The sequence below is a fragment of the Pseudomonas sp. SDO52101_S400 genome (genome assembly GCF_054071635.1).
In genome coordinates this window covers 1-21,807 of sequence record NZ_JBSVWF010000012.1, presented here as the reverse complement: position 1 = coordinate 21,807, position 21,807 = coordinate 1, and the positions used below count along the sequence as shown (strand labels likewise).

The following is a 21,807-nucleotide window of genomic DNA, read 5'->3' as shown; positions in this document are numbered from 1 at the left end:
GGGCGCGCCACTGCAAGTGTCGTCACAGCAGTTGCGCTTCGGGCAGGGTCAGTGTGCGCGGGATTTTCGAGGCATCCCAGTGGGCGCTGCCCCAATTCAACAGTTCTTGCGGTGAGGCGTGGGCCAGTTCTGCACCGGGATTTTGTCCCAGTGCTCGCAAGGCGCGGAGCAACAGCGGGGTAGCCTGATCGGCTTCCAGCGGTGGCGAGCGGTAGGACTTGCCGAGCTTGTTGCCGTCCGGTTGGGTAATCAATGGCAGGTGCAGATAACGCGGTTGGCGCAGGCCCAGCAGTTCTTGCAGATAGAGCTGGCGCGGTGTCGAGTCGAGCAGGTCGGCGCCGCGCACGATGTCGGTGATGCCCTGCCAGGCGTCGTCCAGCACCACCGCCAGTTGATAGGCGTAGAGGCCGTCGCGGCGGCGGATTACGAAATCACCGACGTCGCGGCCCAGATGCTGGCGGTATTCGCCCTGCACACGGTCGATGAAGTGATATTCCAGCTCCGGCACCCGCAGGCGGATCGCGGCGTCTTCCTGGCCATGGCCGGCATTGCGGCACAGTCCCGGATAAATGCCGTGATAAGGCTCCAGTTGTTTGCGCGAGCAGGTGCAAGCGTAGGCGAGGCCGTGATTGAACAGGCTGTCGAGCACCTGGGCGTAGGCCTCGTGACGATCACTCTGGCGCACCATTTCACCGTCCCATTCGAAACCGTAGCTTTCCAGCGCCTTGAGTATTGCTGCTTGCGCCCCCGGCTCTTCCCGAGGCGGATCGAGATCTTCCATGCGCACCAGCCAGCGGCCGCCCACCGAGCGGGCGTCCAGATAAGAGGCGAGCGCTGCCACCAGCGAACCGAAGTGCAGGTGTCCACTGGGTGTCGGAGCGAAGCGGCCGATGTAGGCGGGGGAGGTGTTGGCAGTCATGAGAGCGATGCTACTAGAGAGTCAAAAAACAGCAGAAACAAAAACGGAGCGTTCGCACGCTCCGTTTCTCGTTCAGGTCGGGATTACTTGCCGACCTGCTTTTCCTTGATTTCCGCAAGGTTCTTGCAGTCGACGCACATGTCGGCAGTCGGGCGGGCTTCGAGGCGCTTGACGCCGATCTCGATACCGCAGGAATCACACCAGCCGTACTCTTCGTCTTCGATCAACTGCAGCGTCTTGTCGATCTTCTTGATCAGTTTGCGCTCGCGGTCGCGGGCACGCAGCTCAAGGGCGAATTCTTCTTCCTGGCTGGCACGGTCGGCCGGATCAGGGAAGTTGGCTGCTTCGTCTTTCATGTGATCAACAGTGCGGTCGACTTCCTGCATCAAGTCCAGTTTCCACTTGGTCAGGATCTTGGTGAAGTGCGCGCGCATGGGCTTGCCCATGTACTCTTCGCCTTCGGCCGGAACGTAAGGTTCGAAACCGCTGATCGCCTGTTGCTGCTGTTGCTTTGCTTGGGTGGGCATGAAATGGACCGCCTCTACTCTTGTAATCCATTGCGCAGGATTGCTCCATCACCGACACCTGCCGGCCCTGCGGCTGCAAGCGGGCGAACTTACCAGATCAATTCGGCCCGCGCTACTCCCGGATGTCGAGCCCGCGGCCGGAGGTGCCTGCAAATGTTTGCCAAGCCATGTCTGGTGGTGTTGGAGACCTGACAATCACTGATTTTAGTCAATCCTGGAGCGTACGCTCGTGTCGTTACAGTCCAGCGTTCTTGAGGCTGTGACCGCTACGGGTTCTCGCTCGTTCCGGCAGATGGGTAGAATCGTTTCTTTTCACTCGTTGAAGGAAGGCCAATGGCTCAGCCCTACAGTGCGCGCAGTCGTGCGATCGAACCGTTCCATGTGATGGCGTTGCTGGCGCGGGCCAATGAATTGCAGGCCGCCGGCCACGACGTGATCCACCTGGAAATCGGCGAGCCGGACTTCACGACGGCCGAACCGATCATCCGCGCCGGCCAGGCCGCGCTGACGGCGGGGAAAACCCGTTACACCGCCGCCCGTGGCATTCCTGAGCTGCGCGAGGCGATTTCCGGTTTCTACCAGAGCCGCTATGGTCTGAATATCGATCCGCGACGGATTCTGATCACGCCGGGCGGCTCCGGTGCGCTGCTGCTGGCCAGCGCGTTGCTGGTGGATCCGGGCAAACACTGGTTGCTGGCCGATCCCGGTTACCCGTGCAACCGGCACTTTCTGCGTCTGGTTGAAGGCGCGGCGCAACTGGTTCCTGTCGGCCCGGACGTACGCTATCAACTGACGCCTGATCTGGTGGAGCGCCACTGGGATCACGACAGTGTCGGCGCACTGGTCGCCTCGCCGGCCAACCCGACCGGGACGATTCTGACCCGCGATGAGCTTTCGGGGTTATCCACAGCCATCAAGGCGCGGCACGGGCATCTGGTGGTGGACGAGATCTACCACGGCCTGACTTACGGCACCGATGCCGCCAGCGTGCTGGAAGTCGATGACGGTGCGTTTGTCCTCAACAGTTTCTCCAAATATTTCGGCATGACCGGTTGGCGGCTCGGCTGGCTGGTGGCACCGGAAGCGGCTGTCAGCGAACTGGAAAAACTCGCGCAGAACCTCTACATCAGTGCTCCGAGCATGGCCCAATATGCGGCACTGGCCTGTTTCGAGCCGGATACCATTGCGATCCTCGAGGAGCGCCGCGCCGAGTTCGGCCTTCGCCGCGACTTCCTGCTGCCAGCGCTGCGGGAGCTGGGTTTCAATATCGCTGTGGAGCCGGAAGGCGCGTTCTACTTGTATGCCGATATCAGCCAGTTCGGCGGTGATGCCTTCGCGTTCTGCCGGCATTTCCTCGAAACCGAGCACGTGGCCTTCACCCCGGGCCTGGATTTCGGTCGCTATCAGGCCAGCCATCACGTGCGTTTTGCGTACACGCAAAACCTGGCTCGCCTGCAGGAAGCAGTGGAACGCATTGCTCGTGGCTTGAAGAGCTGGCAAGGCTGATGCGCTTTCATCCTCCTCTTGAAGAAGGGCGGTTGATCCGCCGTTACAAGCGTTTTCTCGCTGATATCGAAACCGTTGGCGGCGAACTGCTGACCATTCACTGCCCGAACACCGGTTCGATGCTCAATTGTCAGGTCGAGGGAGGTCAGGTCTGGTTCAGTCGCTCCAATGATCCCAAGCGCAAGCTGCCGGGCACCTGGGAAATCGGCGAAACCCCGCAGGGCCGGTTGTTCTGTGTGAACACCGGGCGCGCCAACGCCCTGGTCGAAGAGGCCTTGCAGACCGGTGTCATCAGCGAGTTGAACGGTTTTACCGCGCTGAAACGCGAAGTGGCCTACGGACAGGAAAAAAGCCGTATCGACTTTCGCCTCGAATACCCGAGCGGGCCGGCGTACGTGGAAGTGAAAAGCGTCACCCTGGGTTTCGACGGTACGGCGGTGGCGGCTTTTCCCGATGCCGTGACAGAGCGCGGCGCCAAACACTTGCGTGAGCTGGCGCACCTGGCGCGCGACGGGATTCGGGCGGTGCAGTTGTACTGCGTGAATCTGACCGGCATCGAGGCGGTGCGTCCCGCCGTGGAAATCGATTCGGCCTACGCCGATGCCTTGCGCGAGGCGGTGGCGTCCGGGGTCGAGGTGCTGGCTTATGGCGTGCGGTTAAGCCATGAGGAAATGCGGATCGACCGTCGGCTGGACGTATTGCTCAACGGTTAAACGTCGACCCACAGCCCTTGGGCATCTTCACGGCAATCGATGGCCATCAACGATTGTCCGGCGCAGGGGCCCGCCACGCATTCGCCGTCCTCGATCAGAAACAGTGCGCCGTGAGTGGCGCACTGGATCAGGCTGTTGCTCGGGTCGAGAAACTGGTCGGGCTGCCATTCCAGCCCGACGCCCCGGTGCGGGCAACGGTTGAGGTAGACGTACACCTGACCGGCCCGGCGCACGGCGAACAGTTTTTTGCCATCGATCTCGAAACCGCGGCTGGCGGCCTCGGCCAGATCGGCGCCCGTGCACAGAAACTTCATGGCTATCCTCAAGTGTCGGCTCGTGTCCGGATATGTCCGAGCTTGACGTTCAAATGCAAACAATTATCAAATGGCCGCCTTCGCCCGCTGCGCGGTGACCGCTGCCGAGGATACTTGGCCTGCCGTCCCGATGCCCGGGAAAATCCTTCAAGGAAGCTGTCTATGCGCCTGAGTACCCGCGTTGCCGTGCTGTGTGTCGGACTTATTGTCAGCCACCAGGCTGCAGCGGCCCAATTGCCGCAACGATGGGTCAGTGCCGGCGGTGCGTTGTCCGAATGGGTGAGTGCGTTGGGCGGCGAGGCGAAGCTGGTGGGGGTCGACACCACCAGCCAGCATCCCGAATCCCTCAAGTCGCTGCCGAGCATTGGTTACCAGCGCAGCCTGTCGGCGGAAGGCATACTCAGCCTGCGCCCGGACATCCTGATCGGCACCGATGAAATGGGCCCGCCACCAGTGATCTCGCAGGTTCGCAGTGCCAAGGTGCAGGTGGAGTTGTTCTCCGCTCAGCCGGATCTGCCGACGCTGGAAAAAAATGTCACCCATCTGGGCCAGTTGCTGGGCGCCGAGACTCAGGCGACGCAACTGCTGCAAAGTTATCAACAGCAACTCGACGCACAGAAAGCGCGAGTGGTTGAGGTGCAGTCAAGACACAAGGCCCCCGGCGTGCTGTTGCTACTCGGGCATGCCGGCGGCAAACCGTTGATCGCCGGCAAGGACACCGCCGCCGATTGGCTGCTGCAACAGGCGGGCGGACACAACCTGGCCACCCATACCGGTTACAAGCCGTTTTCCGTGGAGTCTCTGGCGGGGCTCGATCCTGAAGTTCTGGTATTCGCTGATCGAGCATTGACCGGCGAGGCGGCGAAAGCAGCGCTTTTCAAGGAAAACCCGATCCTCAATTCCAGCCGTGCGGGCAAGTCCGGACGTGTGCTGGAGCTGGACCCGACGCTGCTGGTCGGCGGGCTCGGGCCACGTTTGCCGGCCGCATTGAAAACCTTGTCTGACGGTTTCTACCCGACCCAGAGCAGCCAATGACCACGCTGGTCAAACCTCGTGGCTTGTTCATCGGCCTGACGCTGTTGTGCTTGTTGGCGATCTGGCTGTCGCTGGCCTTGGGGCCGGTCAGCCTGCCGCTGTTCGATACCTTGCGTGCCGCGTTGCGCATGATCGGTGTGCCGCTGGCGCCGGACGGGCTGGAGCAGGCTGAACTGATCCTCGGGCAGATTCGTTTGCCGCGGACCTTGCTTGGGTTGGCTGTCGGCGGCGTGCTGGCGTTGTCCGGTGTGGCGATGCAGGGGCTGTTTCGCAATCCGCTGGCCGATCCCGGGTTGGTTGGCGTCTCCAGTGGCGCTGCTTTAGGCGCGGCGGTGGCCATTGTCGGTGGTTCTTTTTTCGGCGGTTTGCCGGAGTGGTTCGGCCCGTACCTGTTGTCGGTGTGTGCGTTTCTCGGTGGTCTTGGGGTGACGGCGCTGGTCTACCGGCTCGGGCGGCGTAACGGGCAGACCAATGTCGCGACCATGTTGCTGGCGGGCATCGCCCTGACTGCGCTCGCCAGTTCTGCTGTCGGGCTTTTTACCTATCTGGCGGACGATGCAACCCTGCGAACCCTGACGTTCTGGAACCTGGGCAGCCTCAATGGTGCGAGTTATGCGCGGTTGTGGCCGCTGTTGATCATCAGCGCCGGTGTTGCACTTTGGCTTCCGCGCAGGGCCAAGGCACTCAATGCGCTGCTGCTCGGGGAGTCGGAAGCGGGGCATCTGGGGATCGATGTCGAGCGGCTCAAGCGTGAACTGGTGTTCTGTACGGCATTGGGGGTCGGTGCGGCGGTGGCGGCGGCCGGGATGATCGGATTCGTCGGGTTGGTGGTACCGCATCTGGTGCGTTTGCTCGCCGGGCCGGATCATCGCGTGTTGCTGCCGGCATCGGTGCTGGCCGGTGCCAGTCTGTTGTTGCTGGCGGATCTGGTGGCACGGCTGGCGCTGGCGCCGGCGGAGTTGCCGATTGGCATCGTCACGGCATTCATTGGCGCGCCGTTTTTCCTTTATCTGCTGCTGCGAGGACGTGCCTGATGTTGCGAGCGCACAATCTGCACATCCGTCGTGGCCGCAAGACGGTACTGGCTGGCGTCAATCTGCAACTGGAGTCGGGTGAAGTGCTCGGCGTGCTTGGCCCCAATGGTGCCGGCAAGAGCACGTTGCTCGGGGCATTGTGCGGGGAACTGACGGCCAGTGAAGGCAGCGTTTCTCTCGACGGCGAAGCCTTGAGCCATTGGAGCGGTACTCAACGTGCTCAACGGCTGGCGGTATTGCCCCAGGTGTCGACGCTGGATTTCGCCTTTCGCGTCGAAGAAGTAGTCGGGATGGGGCGTTTGCCCTATCAGAGCGGCAGAGTGCGCGACGACGAGATTGTCGCCGCCGCGTTGCTGGCAGCGGATGCCGGTCATTTGAGCGGACGCAGTTATCTGGCGCTCTCCGGTGGCGAGCGCCAGCGGGTGCATCTGGCCCGCGTGCTGGCTCAACTGTGGCCGGGGCAGGCCGGGCAGACCTTGTTGCTGGATGAGCCGACTTCGATGCTCGATCCGTTGCATCAGCACACCACGCTGCAGGCCGTGCGCGAGTTTGCTGATCGTGGCGCAGCGGTGATGGTGATCCTGCATGATCTGAACCTGGCGGCGCGCTATTGTGATCGTATCTTGCTGCTGGAGGGCGGGTGCCCGGTGGCACTGGACACGCCGCAGCAGGTGTTGCGTCCGGAGTCGCTCAAGGCTGTATTCGGTCTGGAGGTGTTGGTGCAGTCGCACCCGGAGCGCGGGCATCCGCTGATCATCGCCCGCTGATGTGGTCATCGAGGTGAAAGCATGCGTGGGATTTTGCTGTTCGCGGTGTTGTTGCTTGGTGGTTGCCAGCATGTGGCTCCGCCACCGGTCAGTGGCGATATTCGCGACCTGCGCAATGGAACACAGATTACCCCGCAAGAACTGCTGGCGCGCCTGGGAAAACCGGCACGGGTGATCGTCGGTGAGCAACATGACAACGCCGATCACCATGCCGTGCAATTGTGGTTGTTGCAGACATTGGGCGAAGAGCGGCCCCAAGGCAGTCTCCTGCTTGAAATGCTGACGCCCGATCAACAATCGCGGGTTGATGATGTACGCCATTCCGCAAAACCTGCTGTTGATCTCCCGGTCGAGCTGGCATGGCAGGACGGCTGGGACTGGAAACTCTACGGGCCGATTGTGCGGTTTGCCTTTACGCAACCGTATCCATTGCTGGCGGCCAATCTCGATAACATTGAAATTCGTGCGTTCTATCGCGACCCGCCGGTATTGAAGGGGGATCGCAGCAACGCCGAGTCGGTAAAAAACGAGCTGGCCGGGCAGATCAGCGATTCTCACTGCGGCTTGCTGCCTCAGTCGCAAATGCCGGCGATGCTGGCGGTACAGCAGCAACGGGATCGACGCATGGCTTCGCGCCTGTTGGCGGCGCCTGGGCCTGCATTGTTGCTGGCGGGTGCGTTTCATGCGCGCAAGGATGTTGGTGTGCCGCTGCATGTGCTGGATCTGGGGGCGCCCGAAGCGCCGACGGTGCTGATGCTGGCGGAGCAGGGCAGCGAGGTCACGGCAGCCATGGCCGATTATGTCTGGTTCACACCGGCTACGCCGAAACCGGATTACTGTGCCGAGATGCGTAAACAGTTCGGCCAATAACTTTCTTGCAGGCAAAAAAAGACCCGGTAAAAACCGGGTCAAATAACCGTGATTAGCCTGATGAGGAGATAATCTGAGAGTCCGAACCAAGGGCTTTTCAGAATATCGACTGATCTCGCGACCAGTTGTGATAATCATAGCGATTCTCATTAACAAGTCAACGAGTGTTTTTCCATTTCTTCGGTTTTGTTTGGGGAATGGCTGAAAAGCCCTGAAAACACTGGGCTTCAGCTTGGACGGTCAAGTGCCGTGAGCTGCTTGTTGAGCTGGTCGATGCGCCGCGCCATGCTTTCGATCAGGCTGTGGGCGATTTTCGGATTGCTGCGCGTCATGCTCAGAAACTGATCGCCGGGAATCAGCATCACGGTGCTCGGCTCGCAGGTAACGACGGTAGCGTTGCGGGGTTCGCCGGTGAATATCGCCATGGCGCCGAAAATCTCGTCTTTGGGCACTTCGCCAACCTTGTGCCCGTCGACGAATGCCTGCGCGTGTCCCTCGATGATCACGAACACGTGATCGGCGGGATCTCCTTCGCGGATCAACACTTCTCCGGCCTCGACCCTTTTAAAGCCATTGGTGCTGCGAAACTCCCTCGGCTTGAGTTCGGCGACCGCATTGGCCAGCAGCGCCATTTGACCGAGCAGATAGTGCAGAAATTGCTCCGAACGCGCGGGTTCTGAATGCACATGCTGCAACAGATCACGTCGACGGTAGGGCAGCAGGCTCAATGGTCCGTCCGAACGCAGGATGCAGTCTGTCCAGTCCGGACCTTGTTGCAGACCGATCAGATCACCTTCCTGCCAATAGAAAAGCGTCCGGCCACTGAACTGGCCGTTGATGATGCCCTCCGTCAGTAAAAACAGCTGATCAACCGGCAACTGCGCCATCAGGTCATCCGTGGCCTCCAGTTCCAGCACGGGCCCGCACGGTTCAAGATCCCTCAGAAATTGACCGGGCAGACTCTGCAAACGGTTGATCATCGCTTCGGCCGGCGCCGATTGTTCCCCGAGCAGATACATGAAGGTGGGTGCCCGTCAGTTCTTGTGGCGAGAGGAAATGGCTTCGAGCTGTTTGTTCAGTGCGTCCTTGCGTTCAGCAGGGATGTCGTTCCAGTGCACATCCATCAGCGCCCCTTCGATCGCATACAACAACACCTTCGACGCCCGGAACCCGCGCGTGCGCACGGCCCGATAGGCATCCACGGCGCCAAGGCGACGCAGATCCGAGGCGCTGTGGATGCCCACGGCATGCAGCCATTGCGCCGACGTCTTGCCAAGATTCTTCAGGTGTTGCAGTTCATCATTCATCAAGCCTCCTTGCGACGGCCGAATGGTGCGTGGGCGAGCTTCTCAGGAGTGTAGCCATCAGTAGGAAAAGCGTGGTTGTTTGGTCGGATTCGACGCAAACGCTTCTAAGAAACGTCAGTTTCCGCTGATGAATAAGGGGAGGAGGGCGAGAGAAAATTACGAATAGCACGAAGTCCAGCGCAAAGCGGGGGGCGCTGGACGAGTTTGGGTATTCCGAGACTCAGCGGGTCCGATAACGCAGGCGTGTACCGAAGTTCATCGACATCAGGATTTCGTCCGCACTCAGCTCCGGCGGGAAGTAAGCACCGGAAATCTGCGCGTGGGCCAGGCTGGCGCCTTCCAGCGCAGCGTTGCGGAAGTCGATGCCACGCAGATCAGCGGAACGGAAGTAGGCGTCCCGGAAATCCACGCCATCGGCGTTCAGTTCACGCAGGTCGAGGCCGCGAAAATCACCGCCGACCATATCGATCGGGCCGTCTTTCGGACGTTCTTTGTTGAAACCGGTTATGTCGTCTTTGTGCAGCAAGGCATAAAGCGGGGTGTCGAGAAGTTTCGGCTGGCTCATGTCAGATCACCTGTTGGTTTTATGACGCCAGTATAGTGCCACTATTTGACGGCCGTGAAGCGAGCAAGGGCTTCACGGCCGAAATAGTTTCTTACAGACCTGGCAGGCGCTGGCGGATTTGCGCCACGACGGTGTCCAGGGTACCGGATTCGTTGGTCTGCACGCGTTTGCTGCGCAGGATTTCTTCCGGGGTCAGGGCTTCACGATTGGCTTGTTGTGCTTCGATCACGGCCAGCGTGGCGTCGGACGGATCCTTTTTGTCTGCCTGACGCAGGGCCAGCCAGCTCTCGATCACTGCTTGTGGCGCGTTGCAGTCGAGGATCAGGAACGGCGTGCCAGTGGCCTCGGCAACCTTGGCTGCACTGTCACGTTGATCGCGCTTGAGGTAAGTGGCATCGATCACCACCGGGAAACCGGCGTGCAGGATCACTTCGGCGATTTCATGCAGGCGAGAATAAGTAGCAGCGCTGGCATCGGCGCTGTAAATCCCGGCCTGAACGTCGTTGGCGACGGTTTGTTCGCCGAACAGACGCTTGCGCTCCACATCGGAACGCAGGCGAATTGCGCCCAGCGCCTCGACCAGACGCATGGCTACGTGGCTTTTGCCTACAGCGGATACGCCGTGGGTGATCGCCATGAAGCGCGAAGGAATGGTGCTGTAGCTTTCCGCCAGGTTGGCGTAGTTGCGGTACTGGCGCAGAGTGGTGGCGCGCTGCACCGGCGTCGCGTCGGCCGGCATGCTGAACAGTGCAACCTTCGCACGTACCAGGGCACGGTAAGCCTTGTAGAAGTTCAACACTTCCAGGCCTTTATAGTCGCCGGTCAGTTCCAGGTACTGGCTGATGAAGCGACGGGCCAGGGATTTCAGACCACGGTCTTCAAGGTCCATCGCCAGGAAGCCGGTGTCGGCCCAGACGTCGGTGAAGCGGAACGGTTCGTTGAATTCGATGCAGTCAAAGATCACCACTTTGCCGTCGATCAGTGTGGCGTTGCCCAGGTGAATGTCACCGTGGCATTCGCGGGTGAAACCTTCGGCCTTGCGCTGGGCGAACAGGGGCTTCAAGCGTTCGAAGCTGCTTTCGGCCCAGGCTTGCAGGGCTTCCAGTTGCAGCAGATCGGCTTTGTCGCTGAGGAACGGCAGGATTTGTTCGAAGTTCTGGCGAACCGGCGCCATCACGCTTTCAGGCGTGCCGGCATCGTGCTCGGCCGGGACTTTCGGCGCGCTGAGGTGGAAACGAGCAATCTGCTCGGCCATTTCGTCGATGTGCGTGGTGGTCAGCTCGCCATTGGCTTGCAGAGTACTCAGCAGGCCGGTCTGCGGGAACTGGCGCATTTTCAGCACGTATTCGATGGCCGGGCCGTCGCCACCCAGTTGCGGGGCTTCGGCAGTGCCGGTGACTGGAATCACTTCCAGATACAAATCGTCGGTCAGGCGCTGGTTGAGGCGCAGTTCTTCGCCGCAGAAATGCTCGCGGGATTCGAGGCTGGTGAAGTCGAGAAAGCCGAAGTTCACCGGTTTCTTCACTTTATAAGCGTAGGGGCCGGTGAGCAGGACCCACGAGATATGGGTTTCGATGACCTGAAACCCTTCGACAGGGTGCGCAAACAGGGCTGGGTTTTGCAGGGCGGCGATCAGGGACTGGCTCACAGGCGATCCTTCAGAGACTGGGAAAATTCGAGGTCGCCATTATGGCCGCTCGCCAGCCCGACGCAAACCTCGGAGCGCTCCTGTTGAGTATGAATAAAGTGCGTATAATCCGCCGCCATGACTCGTACTCGATCCCCCCGCACCCCTAAAAAACCACCCTCCCGGGGCCTGCGCCCATGGTTGGGCTGGGCCCTGAAACTCAGTCTGGTCGGCCTTGTGGTGCTGGCTGGCTTCGCCGTTTACCTCGATGCCGTGGTGCAGGAGAAATTCTCCGGCAAGCGCTGGACCATCCCGGCCAAGGTATACGCGCGTCCGCTCGAGCTGTTCGTCGGACAGAAACTGAGCAAGGACGATTTCCTCACTGAACTCGATGCCCTGGGCTATCGCCGCGAAGCGGTGAGCAATGGTCCTGGCGCGGCGGCAGTCAACGGCAATACCGTCGATCTGAACACTCGAGGCTTCCAGTTCTACGAAGGCCTCGAAAAACCGCAGCCGGTGCGCGTGCGTTTCTCCGGTGACTACGTGGCCGAGCTCTCGGCGACGAACGGTTCGAAGTTGTCGGTGGTGCGCCTGGAGCCGCTGATGATCGGCGGAATCTACCCGAAAAACCTTGAAGACCGGATTCTGATCAAGCTCGATCAGGTGCCGCCGTATCTGCTGGAAACCCTGGTCGCTGTGGAAGACCGGGATTACTACAGTCACTGGGGCGTGTCGCCGAAGTCGATTGCCCGTGCCATCTGGGTCAACACCTCTGGCGGCAAGATGACTCAGGGCGGCAGTACGCTGACCCAGCAACTGGTCAAGAACTTCTACCTCACCAACGAGCGCAGCCTGACGCGCAAGCTCACCGAAGCGATGATGGCGCTGCTGCTCGAACTGCATTACGACAAGAAGGAAATCCTTGAGGCTTACCTCAACGAAGTCTTTGTCGGTCAGGACGGTCAGCGTGCGGTGCACGGTTTCGGTCTTGCCAGCCAGTTCTTCTTCGGCCAGCCATTGTCCGAGCTGAAACTGCATCAGGTAGCTCTGTTGGTCGGCATGGTCAAGGGCCCTTCCTACTACAACCCGCGTCGCAACCCGGAGCGGGCGCTGGAGCGACGCAACCTGGTGCTCGACGTACTTGAGCAACAGGGTGTCGCTTCCGCCGAACAGGTGGAGGCCGCAAAAAAAATGCCGCTGGGCGTGACCTCGCGCGGCAAGCTGGCCGACAGCTCGTTCCCGGGCTTCATCGACCTGGTCAAGCGTCAGTTGCGTGAAGACTACCGTGACGAGGACTTGACCGAGGAAGGTCTGCGGATCTTCACCAGTTTCGACCCGATCCTGCAGATGAAGGCCGAGGCCTCGGTCAACGACACCTTCAAGCGTCTTTCCGGTCGCAAGGGCGCCGATGACGTGGAAGCGGCAATGGTCGTGACCAACCCGGAAACCGGCGAAGTCCAGGCAATGATCGGCAGCCGTCAGGCCAGTTACGCCGGGTTCAACCGGGCACTGGATGCGGTGCGACCGATTGGTTCTCTGGTCAAGCCTGCGGTTTATCTGACCGCACTGGAAAAACCGAGCCAGTACACGCTGACCAGTTGGCTGTCGGATGATCCGCTTTCCATCAAGGGTGCAGACGGCCAGGTGTGGAAACCACAGAACTATGATCGTCGTTCACACGGTACGGTTTTCCTTTATCAAGGGCTGGCGCATTCCTACAACCTGTCGACCTCGCGTCTCGGGCTGGCGGTGGGTGTTCCGAATGTCCTCAAGACCATCGGGCGTCTGGGCGTAACCCGTGAGTTCCCGGCGTTCCCGTCGATGCTGCTGGGTGCCGGTGGCATGACACCGATCGAAGTGGCGACCATGTACCAGACCCTCGCCAACGGTGGCTTCAATACGCCGATGCGCGGGATTCGCAGTGTGCTGACCGCCGAGGGCGAGCCGCTCAAGCGTTATCCGTTCCAGATCGAGCAACGTTTCGATCCTGCCTCGATCTATCTGATCCAGAACGCCATGCAACGCGTCATGCGTGAAGGTACCGGCAGCTCGGTGTACAACGTGTTGCCCAAGACCCTGACACTGGCCGGCAAGACCGGTACCAGTAACGATTCGCGGGACAGCTGGTTCGCCGGTTTCAGTCAGGATCTGCTGGCGGTGGTCTGGCTAGGCCGTGACGATAACGGCAAGACGCCGTTCACCGGTGCCACCGGTGCATTGCAGGTCTGGACCAGTTTCATGCGCAAGGCCGACCCGCTGCCGCTGGACATGCCGCAGCCGGACAACGTGGTTCAGGCGTGGGTTGATTCGCGTACGGGTCAGGGCTCCGATGCCAACTGTCCGGGCGCCGTGCAGATGCCGTATATTCGCGGCAGCGAACCGCCACCCGGCGCCTCCTGCGCAGGCGAAAGCCCGGCCTCGAGCGAGTCGGTGATGGATTGGGTCAAGGGCTGGATGAATTAAGCGAAGAGGGTTTCAAGTGAACAAGTGGTTGATTCCAGCGGTGACCGCCGTGGCTTTGCTCAGCGGCTGCTCTACCGTACAGCGTGGTTCGATCCCGGTTGTCGATTCCGGCACGGCCGTGTCCAACAGCGAGCGCATCTCGGCCAATGGTGGTTTCCGTCAAACGACAGTGAAACGTCCTGTACAGGCCCAGACTCAGGCTATTCCACAGGGTGATACCGGTGTGGTGGTGATGGTGCCGGGCGGCGCTGCGACGTCGACTCCGATCAGCACTTCGCCGATCGTGCCGGGGCCGGCGTCTGGAGGCATCACCGCTGGGCCTTACAACCCATCGCCGGTTGAATCGGCACCGATCAGCTCCGGCAGCTACAGCATGCCTTCGACGCCTAGCGGTATTCCTTCGGCCAGCAGCGGCGGTGGTCTGTCTGCCGATGAGCAGTTGGACGGCCCGGTGCTCGCCTTGCTGAGCACGGCGCAACAACAGCAGGCCGGCGGCGATCTGAACGGTGCATCCTCCAGCCTGGAACGCGCTCAGCGTGTTGCTCCGCGTGAGCCACAAGTGCTTTACCGTCTGGCACAAGTGCGCATGGCTCAGGGCGATGCCCCGCAAGCCGAGCAAACCGCCCGCCGCGCGCTGACCATGGCCAACGGTCGTCCTGACTTGCAGGCCAGCCTGTGGGAGCTGATTGCCCAGGCTCGCGAAAAACAGGGTGACTCCGCCGGCGCCGCACTGGCCCGTCAGAAGGCCAAGGTTTCGCTGTAATGGACGCGCGTTTCTCGAAAGTTGCCGATCAACTGCTGTTAATCGAGCGTGAACTGCGTGCCCAGGGCTGGTGGGATGATGTCCAGCCTTCGGCTGAAGCCTTGAGCAGTGTCGAGCCTTTTTCGGTCGACACACTCGATTTCGAGCAATGGCTGCAATGGATCTTCCTGCCGCGGATGAAGATGATCCTCGAGCAGGACCTGCCATTGCCCAATGCCTCGGGCATTCAGGAAATGGCCGAAATGGTCTTCGCCCAGCGCAATCTGCAGGGCAAGGATCGGCAGTTGCAGGTGTTGCTCAAAGAGTTCGACCTGCTGATCACTGCTTCGCGCTGAATGGCCGACTGCCAGTGATCACTGGCAGTTTTCGGCAATCTGTTTCTGCGTCTCTGCGATACGCTCCTGACGTTGCGTATCGCTCAGCCGACGCAATTCCCCCTCGGTCTCCTCCCTCAAGCGCGGATTGTTCTGCAGCTGCGCCAGGTTCGTGCGCGCCTGTTCGCAGAAGGTCTTGAGCTGATCCTGTTGCTCGGCGACCTGTTTCCTGACCTTGTCGTCGATGGCTTTCTGATCGCCCAACGCGCCGCTGCCGGGCATCGCGGTGGGACGCGGCGCAGGCGAGGGCGACGTTTGCACTGTGGTCGCCGACTGGCCTTGTGGCGGCTGCGCATCGAAATGCGTGACACCTTGAGCATCGACCCATTTGTATATCTGACCGGCCATGCACCAGGGGCTGAGGCCGATCAGCAGTGTGACGAGGAGCGTTCGCATGCTGATTCCTTGGCAAAATTGCGCAATTGACGCTAACAGAGTAGCGCTTTTCAGGTTTTTTCTTGCGTTCTCATGTGCTTACCCACAATTAAGCACATTGACGGCTTGACTTGGAGAGGGCGAAACAGAAGAATCCAAAGTCCGCTGTACAGGGACTGCCAGAAGCAGACCCTCTCGGCAGATCATGAGGCGCATATCCGCGTCGACCTGTTACACCCGCAACGCGTTACCTCGCGCTGGGTGGGAAAGGCCCGCAACACTTGGGACGATCCCAATACTTGCTCAGTCAGTGCTGACGTAGTCGGCGACCACCGTCGCTCATGCTCTGCCGAGAAGTAAACCTATTAAGACCCGTTCGCCTTTTTGTGGACGGTATTCTGGCGTTTTAGAGGTGAACAACGTGGAGCTTTTATCTGGCGGTGAGATGCTCGTCCGCTTCTTGCGTGACGAAGGCGTCAAATATATCTACGGGTACCCGGGTGGTGCTCTTCTTCATGTTTACGATGCCCTGTTCAAAGAACCGGAAGTGACCCACATCCTGGTTCGTCACGAACAAGCGGCTACCCATATGGCTGACGGCTATGCCCGTGCCACCGGTAAAGCCGGCGTGGTATTGGTGACTTCCGGTCCAGGCGCCACAAACGCCATCACCGGTATCGCCACCGCTTATATGGATTCGATTCCAATGGTGATCATTTCCGGTCAGGTGCCAAGCACCATGGTCGGCACCGACGCGTTCCAGGAAACCGACATGATCGGTATCTCCCGGCCGATCGTGAAGCACAGCTTCATGATCAAGCACGCCTCGGAAATCCCGGAAGTCATGAAGAAAGCCTTCTACCTGGCGCAATCCGGTCGTCCGGGCCCGGTCGTGGTCGATATCCCGAAAGACATGACCAACCCGGCCGAGAAGTTCGAATACATCTTCCCGAAGAAAGCCAAACTGCGTTCCTACAGCCCGGCCGTTCGCGGTCACTCCGGGCAGATCCGCAAGGCAGCAGAAATGCTCCTGGCGGCCAAGCGTCCCGTGCTGTACTCCGGCGGTGGCGTGATTCTCGGCAACGGCTCCGCGCCGCTGACCGAACTGGCGCAAATGCTCAACCTGCCGGTTACCAATACCTTGATGGGCCTGGGTGGCTACCCTGGCACTGACCGTCAGTTCATCGGCATGCTCGGCATGCACGGCAGCTACACCGCCAACCTGGCGATGCACCATGCCGACGTGATCCTGGCTGTCGGTGCGCGATTCGACGATCGCGTGATCAACGGCGCGCCGAAGTTCTGCCCGAACGCCAAGATCATTCACATCGATATCGACCCGGCTTCGATTTCCAAAACCATCAAGGCTGACGTGCCAATCGTTGGCCCGGTGGAGAGCGTCCTGACCGAAATGGTCGCGATTCTCAAGGAAATCGGCGAAACCCCGAACAAGGAAGCGGTCGCCAGCTGGTGGAAGCAAGTGGACGAATGGCGCGGTGATCGCGGCCTGTTCCCTTACGACAAGGGCGACGGCAGCAAGATCAAGCCACAGACCGTGATCGAAACCCTGTGCGAAGTGACCAAGGGCGATGCCTTTGTGACCTCCGACGTGGGCCAGCACCAGATGTTTGCTGCGCAGTATTACAAGTTCAACAAGCCGAACCGCTGGATCAACTCCGGTGGCCTGGGCACGATGGGCTTTGGTCTGCCGGCCGCGATGGGTATCGCCTTGAGCTTCCCTGACTCTGACGTTGCGTGCGTCACCGGTGAGGGCAGCATCCAGATGAACATCCAGGAACTGTCGACCTGCCTGCAATACGGTTTGCCGGTCAAGATCGTGATCTTGAACAACGGTGTACTGGGTATGGTTCGTCAGTGGCAGGACATGAGTTATGGCAGCCGCCACTCGCACTCCTATATGGAATCGCTGCCTGATTTCGTCAAGCTGGCCGAGGCCTATGGCCACGTCGGCGTGCGCATCACCGAATCGAAAGATTTGAAGTCGAAGATGGAAGAAGCGTTCGCCCTGAAGGATCGCCTGGTGGTGCTCGACATTTCGGTCGACACCAGCGAGCACGTCTACCCGATGCAGATCAAAGACGGCTCCATGCGCGATATGTGGCTGAGCAAGACGGAGCGTACCTAATCATGCGGCACATTATTTCCTTGCTTCTGGAAAACGAACCCGGTGCTTTGTCTCGCGTAGTCGGCCTGTTCTCGCAGCGCAACTACAACATTGAAAGCCTGACCGTGGCGCCAACCGAAGACCCGACACTGTCGCGTCTGACGCTGACCACTGTCGGCCACGATGAAATCATCGAGCAGATCACCAAAAACCTGAACAAGCTGATCGAAGTGGTCAAGCTGGTGGACCTGTCGGAAAGCGCTCACATCGAGCGCGAACTGATGCTGGTCAAGGTCAAGGCCACTGGCGCCCAGCGCGCCGAGATCAAACGCACCACCGATATTTACCGTGGACAGATCGTCGACGTCAGCGCCAGCGTGTATACCGTTCAACTGACCGGTACCAGCGACAAGCTCGACAGCTTCATTCAGTCCATCGGCACCGCATCGATTCTGGAAACCGTCCGTAGTGGCGTCACCGGTATTGCCCGCGGCGACAAAGTACTCAGCATCTAAACCAAATTAGCGAATGGCCTGAACGGCCTGGATATAAAGGGGAAATTCATGAAAGTTTTCTACGATAAAGACTGCGACCTGTCGATCATCCAGGGCAAGAAAGTTGCCATCATCGGTTACGGTTCCCAGGGCCACGCTCAAGCGTGCAACCTGAAAGACTCCGGTGTCGACGTTACCGTCGGTCTGCGTAAAGGTTCGGCTACCGTTGCCAAGGCTGAAGCCCACGGCCTGAAAGTGACTGACGTTGCTTCCGCCGTTGCTGCTGCCGACCTGGTCATGATCCTGACCCCGGACGAGTTCCAGTCCTCCCTGTACAAGAACGAAATCGAGCCGAACATCAAGAAAGGCGCCACCCTGGCCTTCTCCCACGGCTTCGCGATCCACTACAACCAGGTTGTTCCGCGTGCCGACCTTGACGTGATCATGATCGCGCCGAAAGCCCCGGGCCACACCGTACGTTCCGAGTTCGTGAAAGGCGGCGGTATTCCTGACCTGATCGCGATCTACCAGGACGCCTCGGGTAACGCCAAGAATGTTGCACTGTCCTACGCCGCTGGCGTTGGTGGCGGTCGTACCGGCATCATCGAAACCACCTTCAAGGACGAGACCGAAACCGACCTGTTCGGCGAACAAGCCGTTCTGTGCGGCGGTACCGTTGAGCTGGTGAAAGCCGGTTTCGAAACCCTGGTAGAAGCTGGCTACGCGCCGGAAATGGCCTACTTCGAGTGCCTGCACGAACTGAAACTGATCGTTGACCTCATGTATGAAGGCGGTATCGCCAACATGAACTACTCGATCTCCAACAACGCTGAATACGGCGAGTACGTGACTGGTCCGGAAGTGATCAACGCCGAATCCCGTCAGGCCATGCGCAACGCCCTGAAACGTATTCAGGACGGCGAATACGCCAAAATGTTCATCAGCGAAGGCGCAACCGGCTACCCTTCGATGACCGCCAAGCGTCGTAACAACGCCGCTCACGGTATCGAAATCATCGGCGAGCAACTGCGCTCCATGATGCCGTGGATCGGTGCCAACAAGATCGTCGACAAAGCCAAAAACTAAGTCGTCGACCCTTGTATGAAAAAACGCGGCCTCGGCCGCGTTTTTTCGTATGGGCGGGCGGTTCTGGTATAAAGCTGCATCGTTTGTGGCCGAACCGTCGTCCCAGACACCTGTCGAAAATGTCCAATCCGTTGCAAGGTAATGTCCATGAGCGAACGTCCCGAAGAGCCGAACCAGGCTTCAGACGCCGAAAGCCTGCTGCCCATCGATGAACATGTCGAAGAAGGGCATGACGCAGAAGGTCGTAAAGTCCGGCATCGTGGTATCTATCTTTTGCCGAATCTGTTCACCACTGCGAACCTGTTCGCAGGGTTCTATTCCATCATCAATTCGATGAGTGCCCAGGCCGCCTTGAGCGCGGGGGATTCGACGAATGCGAGCAAGTACTTCGCCTTCGCGGCTATCGCCATTTTTGTCGCCATGGTGCTCGACGGTCTCGACGGCCGTGTGGCGCGAATGACCAACACGCAAAGTGCATTCGGTGCCGAGTACGACTCGCTGTCGGACATGGTTGCCTTCGGCGTCGCGCCGGCATTGCTGGCATTCGGCTGGGCGCTGGGTGACATGGGCAAGGTCGGCTGGATGGTCGCCTTCATCTATGTGGCGGGTGCGGCGTTGCGTCTGGCGCGCTTCAACACTCAAGTGGGTACCGCAGACAAGCGTTACTTCATCGGTCTGGCCAGTCCGGCAGCCGCCGGTGTGGTCGCGGGGATTGTCTGGGCGTTCAGCGATTACGGGATCCAGGGTTCGAAGATGTCGTTCCTGGTTGCACTGATGGTAGCGGCCGCTGGCATGTTGATGGTCAGCAACATCAAGTACAACAGCTTCAAGGAGCTGGACCTGAAAGGTCGCGTGCCGTTCGTTGCGATCCTGGCGGTGGTGTTGGTGTTCGCGGTGGTGTTCAGCGATCCTCCACGCATTCTGCTGCTGGTGTTCCTTGCCTATGCGGCTTCGGGCCCTGTGCAGTACCTGTTGCATCTTCGTCGCCACAAAAACGTCGAGTGATGTAATTTCCCTCATACTCCGCAGTCTATGGGTGCATCTGTCCTCCAAAACTGCGGAGTTGTCATGCTGATCAAAATCCCCAAAGCGTCCGACTGCCTTGAGTCGGACGTTACGCCTGAATCCATTTATCTCTCTCGCCGGCAATTGCTCGGAGCAACTGCGGCTGGTCTGGCCATGAGCAGTCTGCCGAGCTGGGCCAGTGCCGAAGAGACTGCGCGTTATGCCGATGTCGAGTCCGGCAATGCGCCCGCCTGGTTTGCCGAGAAGCAGCCTTCTATTAAATGGGGGGCGGTGAACGTCAAGGATGAGGCGATCACGCCCTATAAGGATGCGACCCACTACAACAACTTCTATGAGTTCGGTACCGACAAGGGTGATCCGGCAGCCAATGCCGGATCGCTGAAGACCGAACCCTGGAGTGTGGTGGTGGACGGGGAAGTGGGGAAGCCGGGGCGCTATGCACTGGAAGACTTCATGAAACCTTACCAGTTGGAGGAGCGCATCTATCGCCTGCGTTGTGTCGAGGCATGGTCGATGGTGATTCCCTGGATCGGTTTCCCTGTTTCGGCGCTACTCAAGCAGGTCGAGCCGACGTCCAATGCCAAGTACATCCGTTTTGAAACCTTGCAGGATCCCAAAAGCATGCCCGGACAGCGGTCGGGATTTGCCCTGATCGACTGGCCTTATGTAGAAGGCTTGCGTCTGGATGAGGCGATGAATCCATTGGCGATCCTGGCTGTGGGCATGTACGGCCGTGAATTGCCGAACCAGAACGGCGCGCCGTTGCGTCTGGTGGTGCCATGGAAGTATGGCTTCAAGAGTGTGAAATCCATCGTGCGGATCAGTCTGGTCAGCGAGCAGCCAAAGACGACCTGGCAAAGCATTGCAGCGGACGAGTATGGGTTTTATGCCAATGTAAACCCGACGGTTGATCACCCTCGCTGGACTCAGGCTCGGGAACGACGTCTTCCCAATAGTCTGTTCAAGCCGAATGTGCGTGATACGCAGATGTTCAACGGCTACTCGGATGAAGTCGCTGCTTTATATACAGGGCTCGATCTGCGGAAGAATTACTGATGCGATATCCGTTCTGGCGTGTAGGCGTTTTTATTGCGGCGACTATCTGGCCACTGTGGTGGTTCTACCTGGCCTTTGAGGATTTGCTCGGGCCGGACCCCGGAAAAGTCCTGGTTGATCGACTTGGTCTCGGGACGCTGGTGTTGCTATTGATCACGTTGAGTATGACGCCGCTGCAGAAGCTTACGGGGTGGGCAGGGTGGATCGCTGTGCGCCGGCAGTTGGGACTCTGGTGTTTTGCGTATGTGGTTTTGCATTTGTGCAGCTATATGGCATTCATCCTGGGTTTCGACTGGTCGCAGCTGGGAGTGGAGTTGCGTAAGCGTCCGTACATTATTGTCGGTACGCTTGGATTCCTGGGGTTACTGGCATTGGCGGTGACGTCCAACCGTTATAGCCAGCGTCGTTTGGGCGCGCGCTGGAAGAAGTTGCACCGACTGGCGTATGTGATTCTCGGGTTGGGATTGCTGCATATGCTATGGATTGTGCGCGCCGATCTTAAAGAATGGGCGGTCTATGCCTTTATAGGTGGGCTGCTTCTTGTGCTGCGACTTCCGCCGATAGCCCGCCGAATCCCGCGTTTGCTGGGTAAAAGGCAGGTTTTGCGAGAAAAGCGGAATTAAAGGTTGACGGCAGATTCTGGAGGCCTATAATTCGCCCCACTTCCGGCGCAGTCGAAATGGAAAACTCCTTGAAACTCAATGAGTTACGCAGTTTTCGGCAGTGGCTCGCTTCAGGTCATCGAAGCCTGGAAGGCGTTGAGAGAGTGGTGATGTTTGGCTCTTTTGACGTTTCGGTCTTCTCGATCGAAAGCGGAGAAAAAGAGGTGTTGACAGCAGCGTGTAACGCTGTAGAATTCGC

23 protein-coding genes are annotated in these 21,807 nt (G+C 59.5%); 15 read left to right on the top strand and 8 right to left on the bottom strand.

Going from position 1 to position 21,807, the window contains the following annotated elements:
* Positions 1-22 precede the first annotated feature (22 nt).
* Complete coding sequence (gluQRS, locus tag ACW9HX_RS08330) at positions 23-919, bottom strand: tRNA glutamyl-Q(34) synthetase GluQRS (RefSeq protein WP_457380218.1); 897 nt, start codon at positions 917-919, stop codon at positions 23-25.
* Between the two features lie 83 nt (positions 920-1,002).
* Positions 1,003-1,446, bottom strand: a complete 444-nt coding sequence (gene dksA, locus ACW9HX_RS08325; protein WP_085712147.1) for an RNA polymerase-binding protein DksA — start codon at positions 1,444-1,446, stop codon at positions 1,003-1,005.
* 333 nt (positions 1,447-1,779) lie between these two features.
* On the opposite strand from dksA, the gene ACW9HX_RS08320 reads away from it, so the two are divergent.
* Both ACW9HX_RS08320 and sfsA read left to right on the top strand, forming a co-directional pair.
* Positions 1,780-2,952: a pyridoxal phosphate-dependent aminotransferase gene (locus ACW9HX_RS08320; protein ID WP_457380217.1), complete on the top strand. Its 1,173-nt coding sequence runs from the start codon at positions 1,780-1,782 to the stop codon at positions 2,950-2,952.
* Positions 2,952-3,665: a DNA/RNA nuclease SfsA gene (sfsA, locus tag ACW9HX_RS08315; protein WP_457380216.1), complete on the top strand. Its 714-nt coding sequence runs from the start codon at positions 2,952-2,954 to the stop codon at positions 3,663-3,665. Before ACW9HX_RS08320 ends, sfsA begins: the two co-directional genes overlap by 1 nt.
* Here the strand turns inward: sfsA and ACW9HX_RS08310 are convergent.
* Complete coding sequence (locus ACW9HX_RS08310; protein WP_457380215.1) at positions 3,662-3,979, bottom strand: Rieske (2Fe-2S) protein; 318 nt, start codon at positions 3,977-3,979, stop codon at positions 3,662-3,664. The genes sfsA and ACW9HX_RS08310 overlap by 4 nt on opposite strands.
* Before the next feature lie 162 nt (positions 3,980-4,141).
* On the opposite strand from ACW9HX_RS08310, the gene ACW9HX_RS08305 reads away from it, so the two are divergent.
* The 4 genes from ACW9HX_RS08305 to ACW9HX_RS08290 are packed head-to-tail and all read left to right on the top strand — an operon-like array spanning position 4,142 to position 7,685.
* Positions 4,142-5,014 (top strand): heme/hemin ABC transporter substrate-binding protein, encoded by an 873-nt coding sequence (locus ACW9HX_RS08305; protein ID WP_457380214.1) that lies wholly within the window; start codon positions 4,142-4,144, stop codon positions 5,012-5,014.
* 50 nt (positions 5,015-5,064) lie between these two features.
* Positions 5,065-6,048, top strand: coding sequence for a FecCD family ABC transporter permease (locus tag ACW9HX_RS08300; protein ID WP_170931651.1), 984 nt, complete (start codon positions 5,065-5,067; stop codon positions 6,046-6,048).
* Positions 6,048-6,815 (top strand): heme ABC transporter ATP-binding protein, encoded by a 768-nt coding sequence (locus tag ACW9HX_RS08295; RefSeq protein ID WP_457380213.1) that lies wholly within the window; start codon positions 6,048-6,050, stop codon positions 6,813-6,815. Before ACW9HX_RS08300 ends, ACW9HX_RS08295 begins: the two co-directional genes overlap by 1 nt.
* 21 nt (positions 6,816-6,836) lie before the next feature.
* On the top strand, positions 6,837-7,685 hold the full coding sequence (locus ACW9HX_RS08290) for a ChaN family lipoprotein (RefSeq protein WP_457380212.1): 849 nt from the start codon (positions 6,837-6,839) through the stop codon (positions 7,683-7,685).
* Between the two features lie 227 nt (positions 7,686-7,912).
* Here the strand turns inward: ACW9HX_RS08290 and ACW9HX_RS08285 are convergent, their stop codons facing one another.
* The 4 genes from ACW9HX_RS08285 to ACW9HX_RS08270 form a co-directional block, all read right to left on the bottom strand.
* Complete coding sequence (locus ACW9HX_RS08285) at positions 7,913-8,704, bottom strand: Crp/Fnr family transcriptional regulator (RefSeq protein ID WP_457380211.1); 792 nt, start codon at positions 8,702-8,704, stop codon at positions 7,913-7,915.
* Positions 8,705-8,719: 15 nt separating this feature from the next.
* A complete protein-coding gene (locus tag ACW9HX_RS08280) occupies positions 8,720-8,992 on the bottom strand; it encodes a TfoX/Sxy family protein (RefSeq protein WP_003228231.1) in 273 nt (90 codons plus the stop codon).
* A 220-nt stretch (positions 8,993-9,212) separates the two neighbouring features.
* Positions 9,213-9,557, bottom strand: coding sequence for a pentapeptide repeat-containing protein (locus ACW9HX_RS08275; RefSeq protein WP_096820917.1), 345 nt, complete (start codon positions 9,555-9,557; stop codon positions 9,213-9,215).
* Between the two features lie 91 nt (positions 9,558-9,648).
* Positions 9,649-11,205, bottom strand: coding sequence for a bifunctional aminoglycoside phosphotransferase/ATP-binding protein (locus ACW9HX_RS08270; RefSeq protein WP_457380210.1), 1,557 nt, complete (start codon positions 11,203-11,205; stop codon positions 9,649-9,651).
* Between the two features lie 117 nt (positions 11,206-11,322).
* On the opposite strand from ACW9HX_RS08270, the gene mrcB reads away from it, so the two are divergent.
* Genes mrcB through ACW9HX_RS08255 form a run of 3 tightly spaced genes read left to right on the top strand, consistent with a single transcriptional unit; the run spans position 11,323 to position 14,745 of the window.
* A complete protein-coding gene (mrcB, locus tag ACW9HX_RS08265; protein WP_457380209.1) occupies positions 11,323-13,647 on the top strand; it encodes a penicillin-binding protein 1B in 2,325 nt (774 codons plus the stop codon).
* Positions 13,648-13,663: 16 nt separating this feature from the next.
* On the top strand, positions 13,664-14,410 hold the full coding sequence (locus tag ACW9HX_RS08260) for a tetratricopeptide repeat protein (RefSeq protein WP_457380208.1): 747 nt from the start codon (positions 13,664-13,666) through the stop codon (positions 14,408-14,410).
* Positions 14,410-14,745, top strand: coding sequence for a YqcC family protein (locus ACW9HX_RS08255; RefSeq protein ID WP_249483681.1), 336 nt, complete (start codon positions 14,410-14,412; stop codon positions 14,743-14,745). The genes ACW9HX_RS08260 and ACW9HX_RS08255 overlap by 1 nt, the downstream gene beginning before the upstream one ends.
* A gap of 18 nt (positions 14,746-14,763) precedes the next feature.
* On the opposite strand, the gene ACW9HX_RS08250 is transcribed toward ACW9HX_RS08255, so the two are convergent.
* On the bottom strand, positions 14,764-15,180 hold the full coding sequence (locus tag ACW9HX_RS08250; RefSeq protein ID WP_457380207.1) for a DUF4124 domain-containing protein: 417 nt from the start codon (positions 15,178-15,180) through the stop codon (positions 14,764-14,766).
* Positions 15,181-15,580: 400 nt separating this feature from the next.
* Here ACW9HX_RS08250 and ACW9HX_RS08245 point away from each other — a divergent pair, with 400 nt between their 5' ends.
* The 6 genes from ACW9HX_RS08245 (at position 15,581) to msrQ (ending at position 21,569) form a co-directional block, all read left to right on the top strand.
* Positions 15,581-17,305, top strand: a complete 1,725-nt coding sequence (locus tag ACW9HX_RS08245) for an acetolactate synthase 3 large subunit (protein ID WP_457380206.1) — start codon at positions 15,581-15,583, stop codon at positions 17,303-17,305.
* A gap of 2 nt (positions 17,306-17,307) precedes the next feature.
* Positions 17,308-17,799 (top strand): acetolactate synthase small subunit, encoded by a 492-nt coding sequence (gene ilvN, locus ACW9HX_RS08240; protein WP_003205610.1) that lies wholly within the window; start codon positions 17,308-17,310, stop codon positions 17,797-17,799.
* 48 nt (positions 17,800-17,847) lie between these two features.
* Positions 17,848-18,864, top strand: coding sequence for a ketol-acid reductoisomerase (gene ilvC, locus ACW9HX_RS08235; RefSeq protein WP_003228216.1), 1,017 nt, complete (start codon positions 17,848-17,850; stop codon positions 18,862-18,864).
* Between the two features lie 147 nt (positions 18,865-19,011).
* Positions 19,012-19,869, top strand: a complete 858-nt coding sequence (gene pssA / locus ACW9HX_RS08230; protein WP_457380205.1) for a CDP-diacylglycerol--serine O-phosphatidyltransferase — start codon at positions 19,012-19,014, stop codon at positions 19,867-19,869.
* Positions 19,870-19,932: 63 nt separating this feature from the next.
* Complete coding sequence (msrP, locus tag ACW9HX_RS08225) at positions 19,933-20,946, top strand: protein-methionine-sulfoxide reductase catalytic subunit MsrP (protein WP_457380204.1); 1,014 nt, start codon at positions 19,933-19,935, stop codon at positions 20,944-20,946.
* Entirely contained in the window at positions 20,946-21,569 is a 624-nt protein-coding gene (msrQ, locus tag ACW9HX_RS08220) for a protein-methionine-sulfoxide reductase heme-binding subunit MsrQ (protein ID WP_457380203.1), read from the top strand. Before msrP ends, msrQ begins: the two co-directional genes overlap by 1 nt.
* The last annotated feature ends 238 nt before the right edge of the window (positions 21,570-21,807 follow it).

Excerpts from the sequence above, each read along its gene's own strand:
- msrQ (WP_457380203.1), top strand. The coding sequence starts at position 20,946 with ATGCGATATCCGTTCTGGCGTGTAGGCGTTTTTATTGCGGCGACTATC.
- ACW9HX_RS08290 (WP_457380212.1), top strand. The coding sequence starts at position 6,837 with ATGCGTGGGATTTTGCTGTTCGCGGTGTTGTTGCTTGGTGGTTGCCAG.
- ACW9HX_RS08285 (WP_457380211.1), bottom strand. The coding sequence starts at position 8,704 with ATGTATCTGCTCGGGGAACAATCGGCGCCGGCCGAAGCGATGATCAAC.
- msrP (WP_457380204.1), top strand. The coding sequence starts at position 19,933 with ATGCTGATCAAAATCCCCAAAGCGTCCGACTGCCTTGAGTCGGACGTT.
- ACW9HX_RS08320 (WP_457380217.1), top strand. The coding sequence starts at position 1,780 with ATGGCTCAGCCCTACAGTGCGCGCAGTCGTGCGATCGAACCGTTCCAT.
- ilvC (WP_003228216.1), top strand. The coding sequence starts at position 17,848 with ATGAAAGTTTTCTACGATAAAGACTGCGACCTGTCGATCATCCAGGGC.
- ACW9HX_RS08305 (WP_457380214.1), top strand. The coding sequence starts at position 4,142 with ATGCGCCTGAGTACCCGCGTTGCCGTGCTGTGTGTCGGACTTATTGTC.
- ACW9HX_RS08295 (WP_457380213.1), top strand. The coding sequence starts at position 6,048 with ATGTTGCGAGCGCACAATCTGCACATCCGTCGTGGCCGCAAGACGGTA.
- ACW9HX_RS08250 (WP_457380207.1), bottom strand. The coding sequence starts at position 15,180 with ATGCGAACGCTCCTCGTCACACTGCTGATCGGCCTCAGCCCCTGGTGC.
- ACW9HX_RS08310 (WP_457380215.1), bottom strand. The coding sequence starts at position 3,979 with ATGAAGTTTCTGTGCACGGGCGCCGATCTGGCCGAGGCCGCCAGCCGC.
- ACW9HX_RS08280 (WP_003228231.1), bottom strand. The coding sequence starts at position 8,992 with ATGAATGATGAACTGCAACACCTGAAGAATCTTGGCAAGACGTCGGCG.
- dksA (WP_085712147.1), bottom strand. The coding sequence starts at position 1,446 with ATGCCCACCCAAGCAAAGCAACAGCAGCAACAGGCGATCAGCGGTTTC.
- mrcB (WP_457380209.1), top strand. The coding sequence starts at position 11,323 with ATGACTCGTACTCGATCCCCCCGCACCCCTAAAAAACCACCCTCCCGG.
- gluQRS (WP_457380218.1), bottom strand. The coding sequence starts at position 919 with ATGACTGCCAACACCTCCCCCGCCTACATCGGCCGCTTCGCTCCGACA.
- ilvN (WP_003205610.1), top strand. The coding sequence starts at position 17,308 with ATGCGGCACATTATTTCCTTGCTTCTGGAAAACGAACCCGGTGCTTTG.
- ACW9HX_RS08275 (WP_096820917.1), bottom strand. The coding sequence starts at position 9,557 with ATGAGCCAGCCGAAACTTCTCGACACCCCGCTTTATGCCTTGCTGCAC.
- ACW9HX_RS08255 (WP_249483681.1), top strand. The coding sequence starts at position 14,410 with ATGGACGCGCGTTTCTCGAAAGTTGCCGATCAACTGCTGTTAATCGAG.
- pssA (WP_457380205.1), top strand. The coding sequence starts at position 19,012 with ATGAGCGAACGTCCCGAAGAGCCGAACCAGGCTTCAGACGCCGAAAGC.
- sfsA (WP_457380216.1), top strand. The coding sequence starts at position 2,952 with ATGCGCTTTCATCCTCCTCTTGAAGAAGGGCGGTTGATCCGCCGTTAC.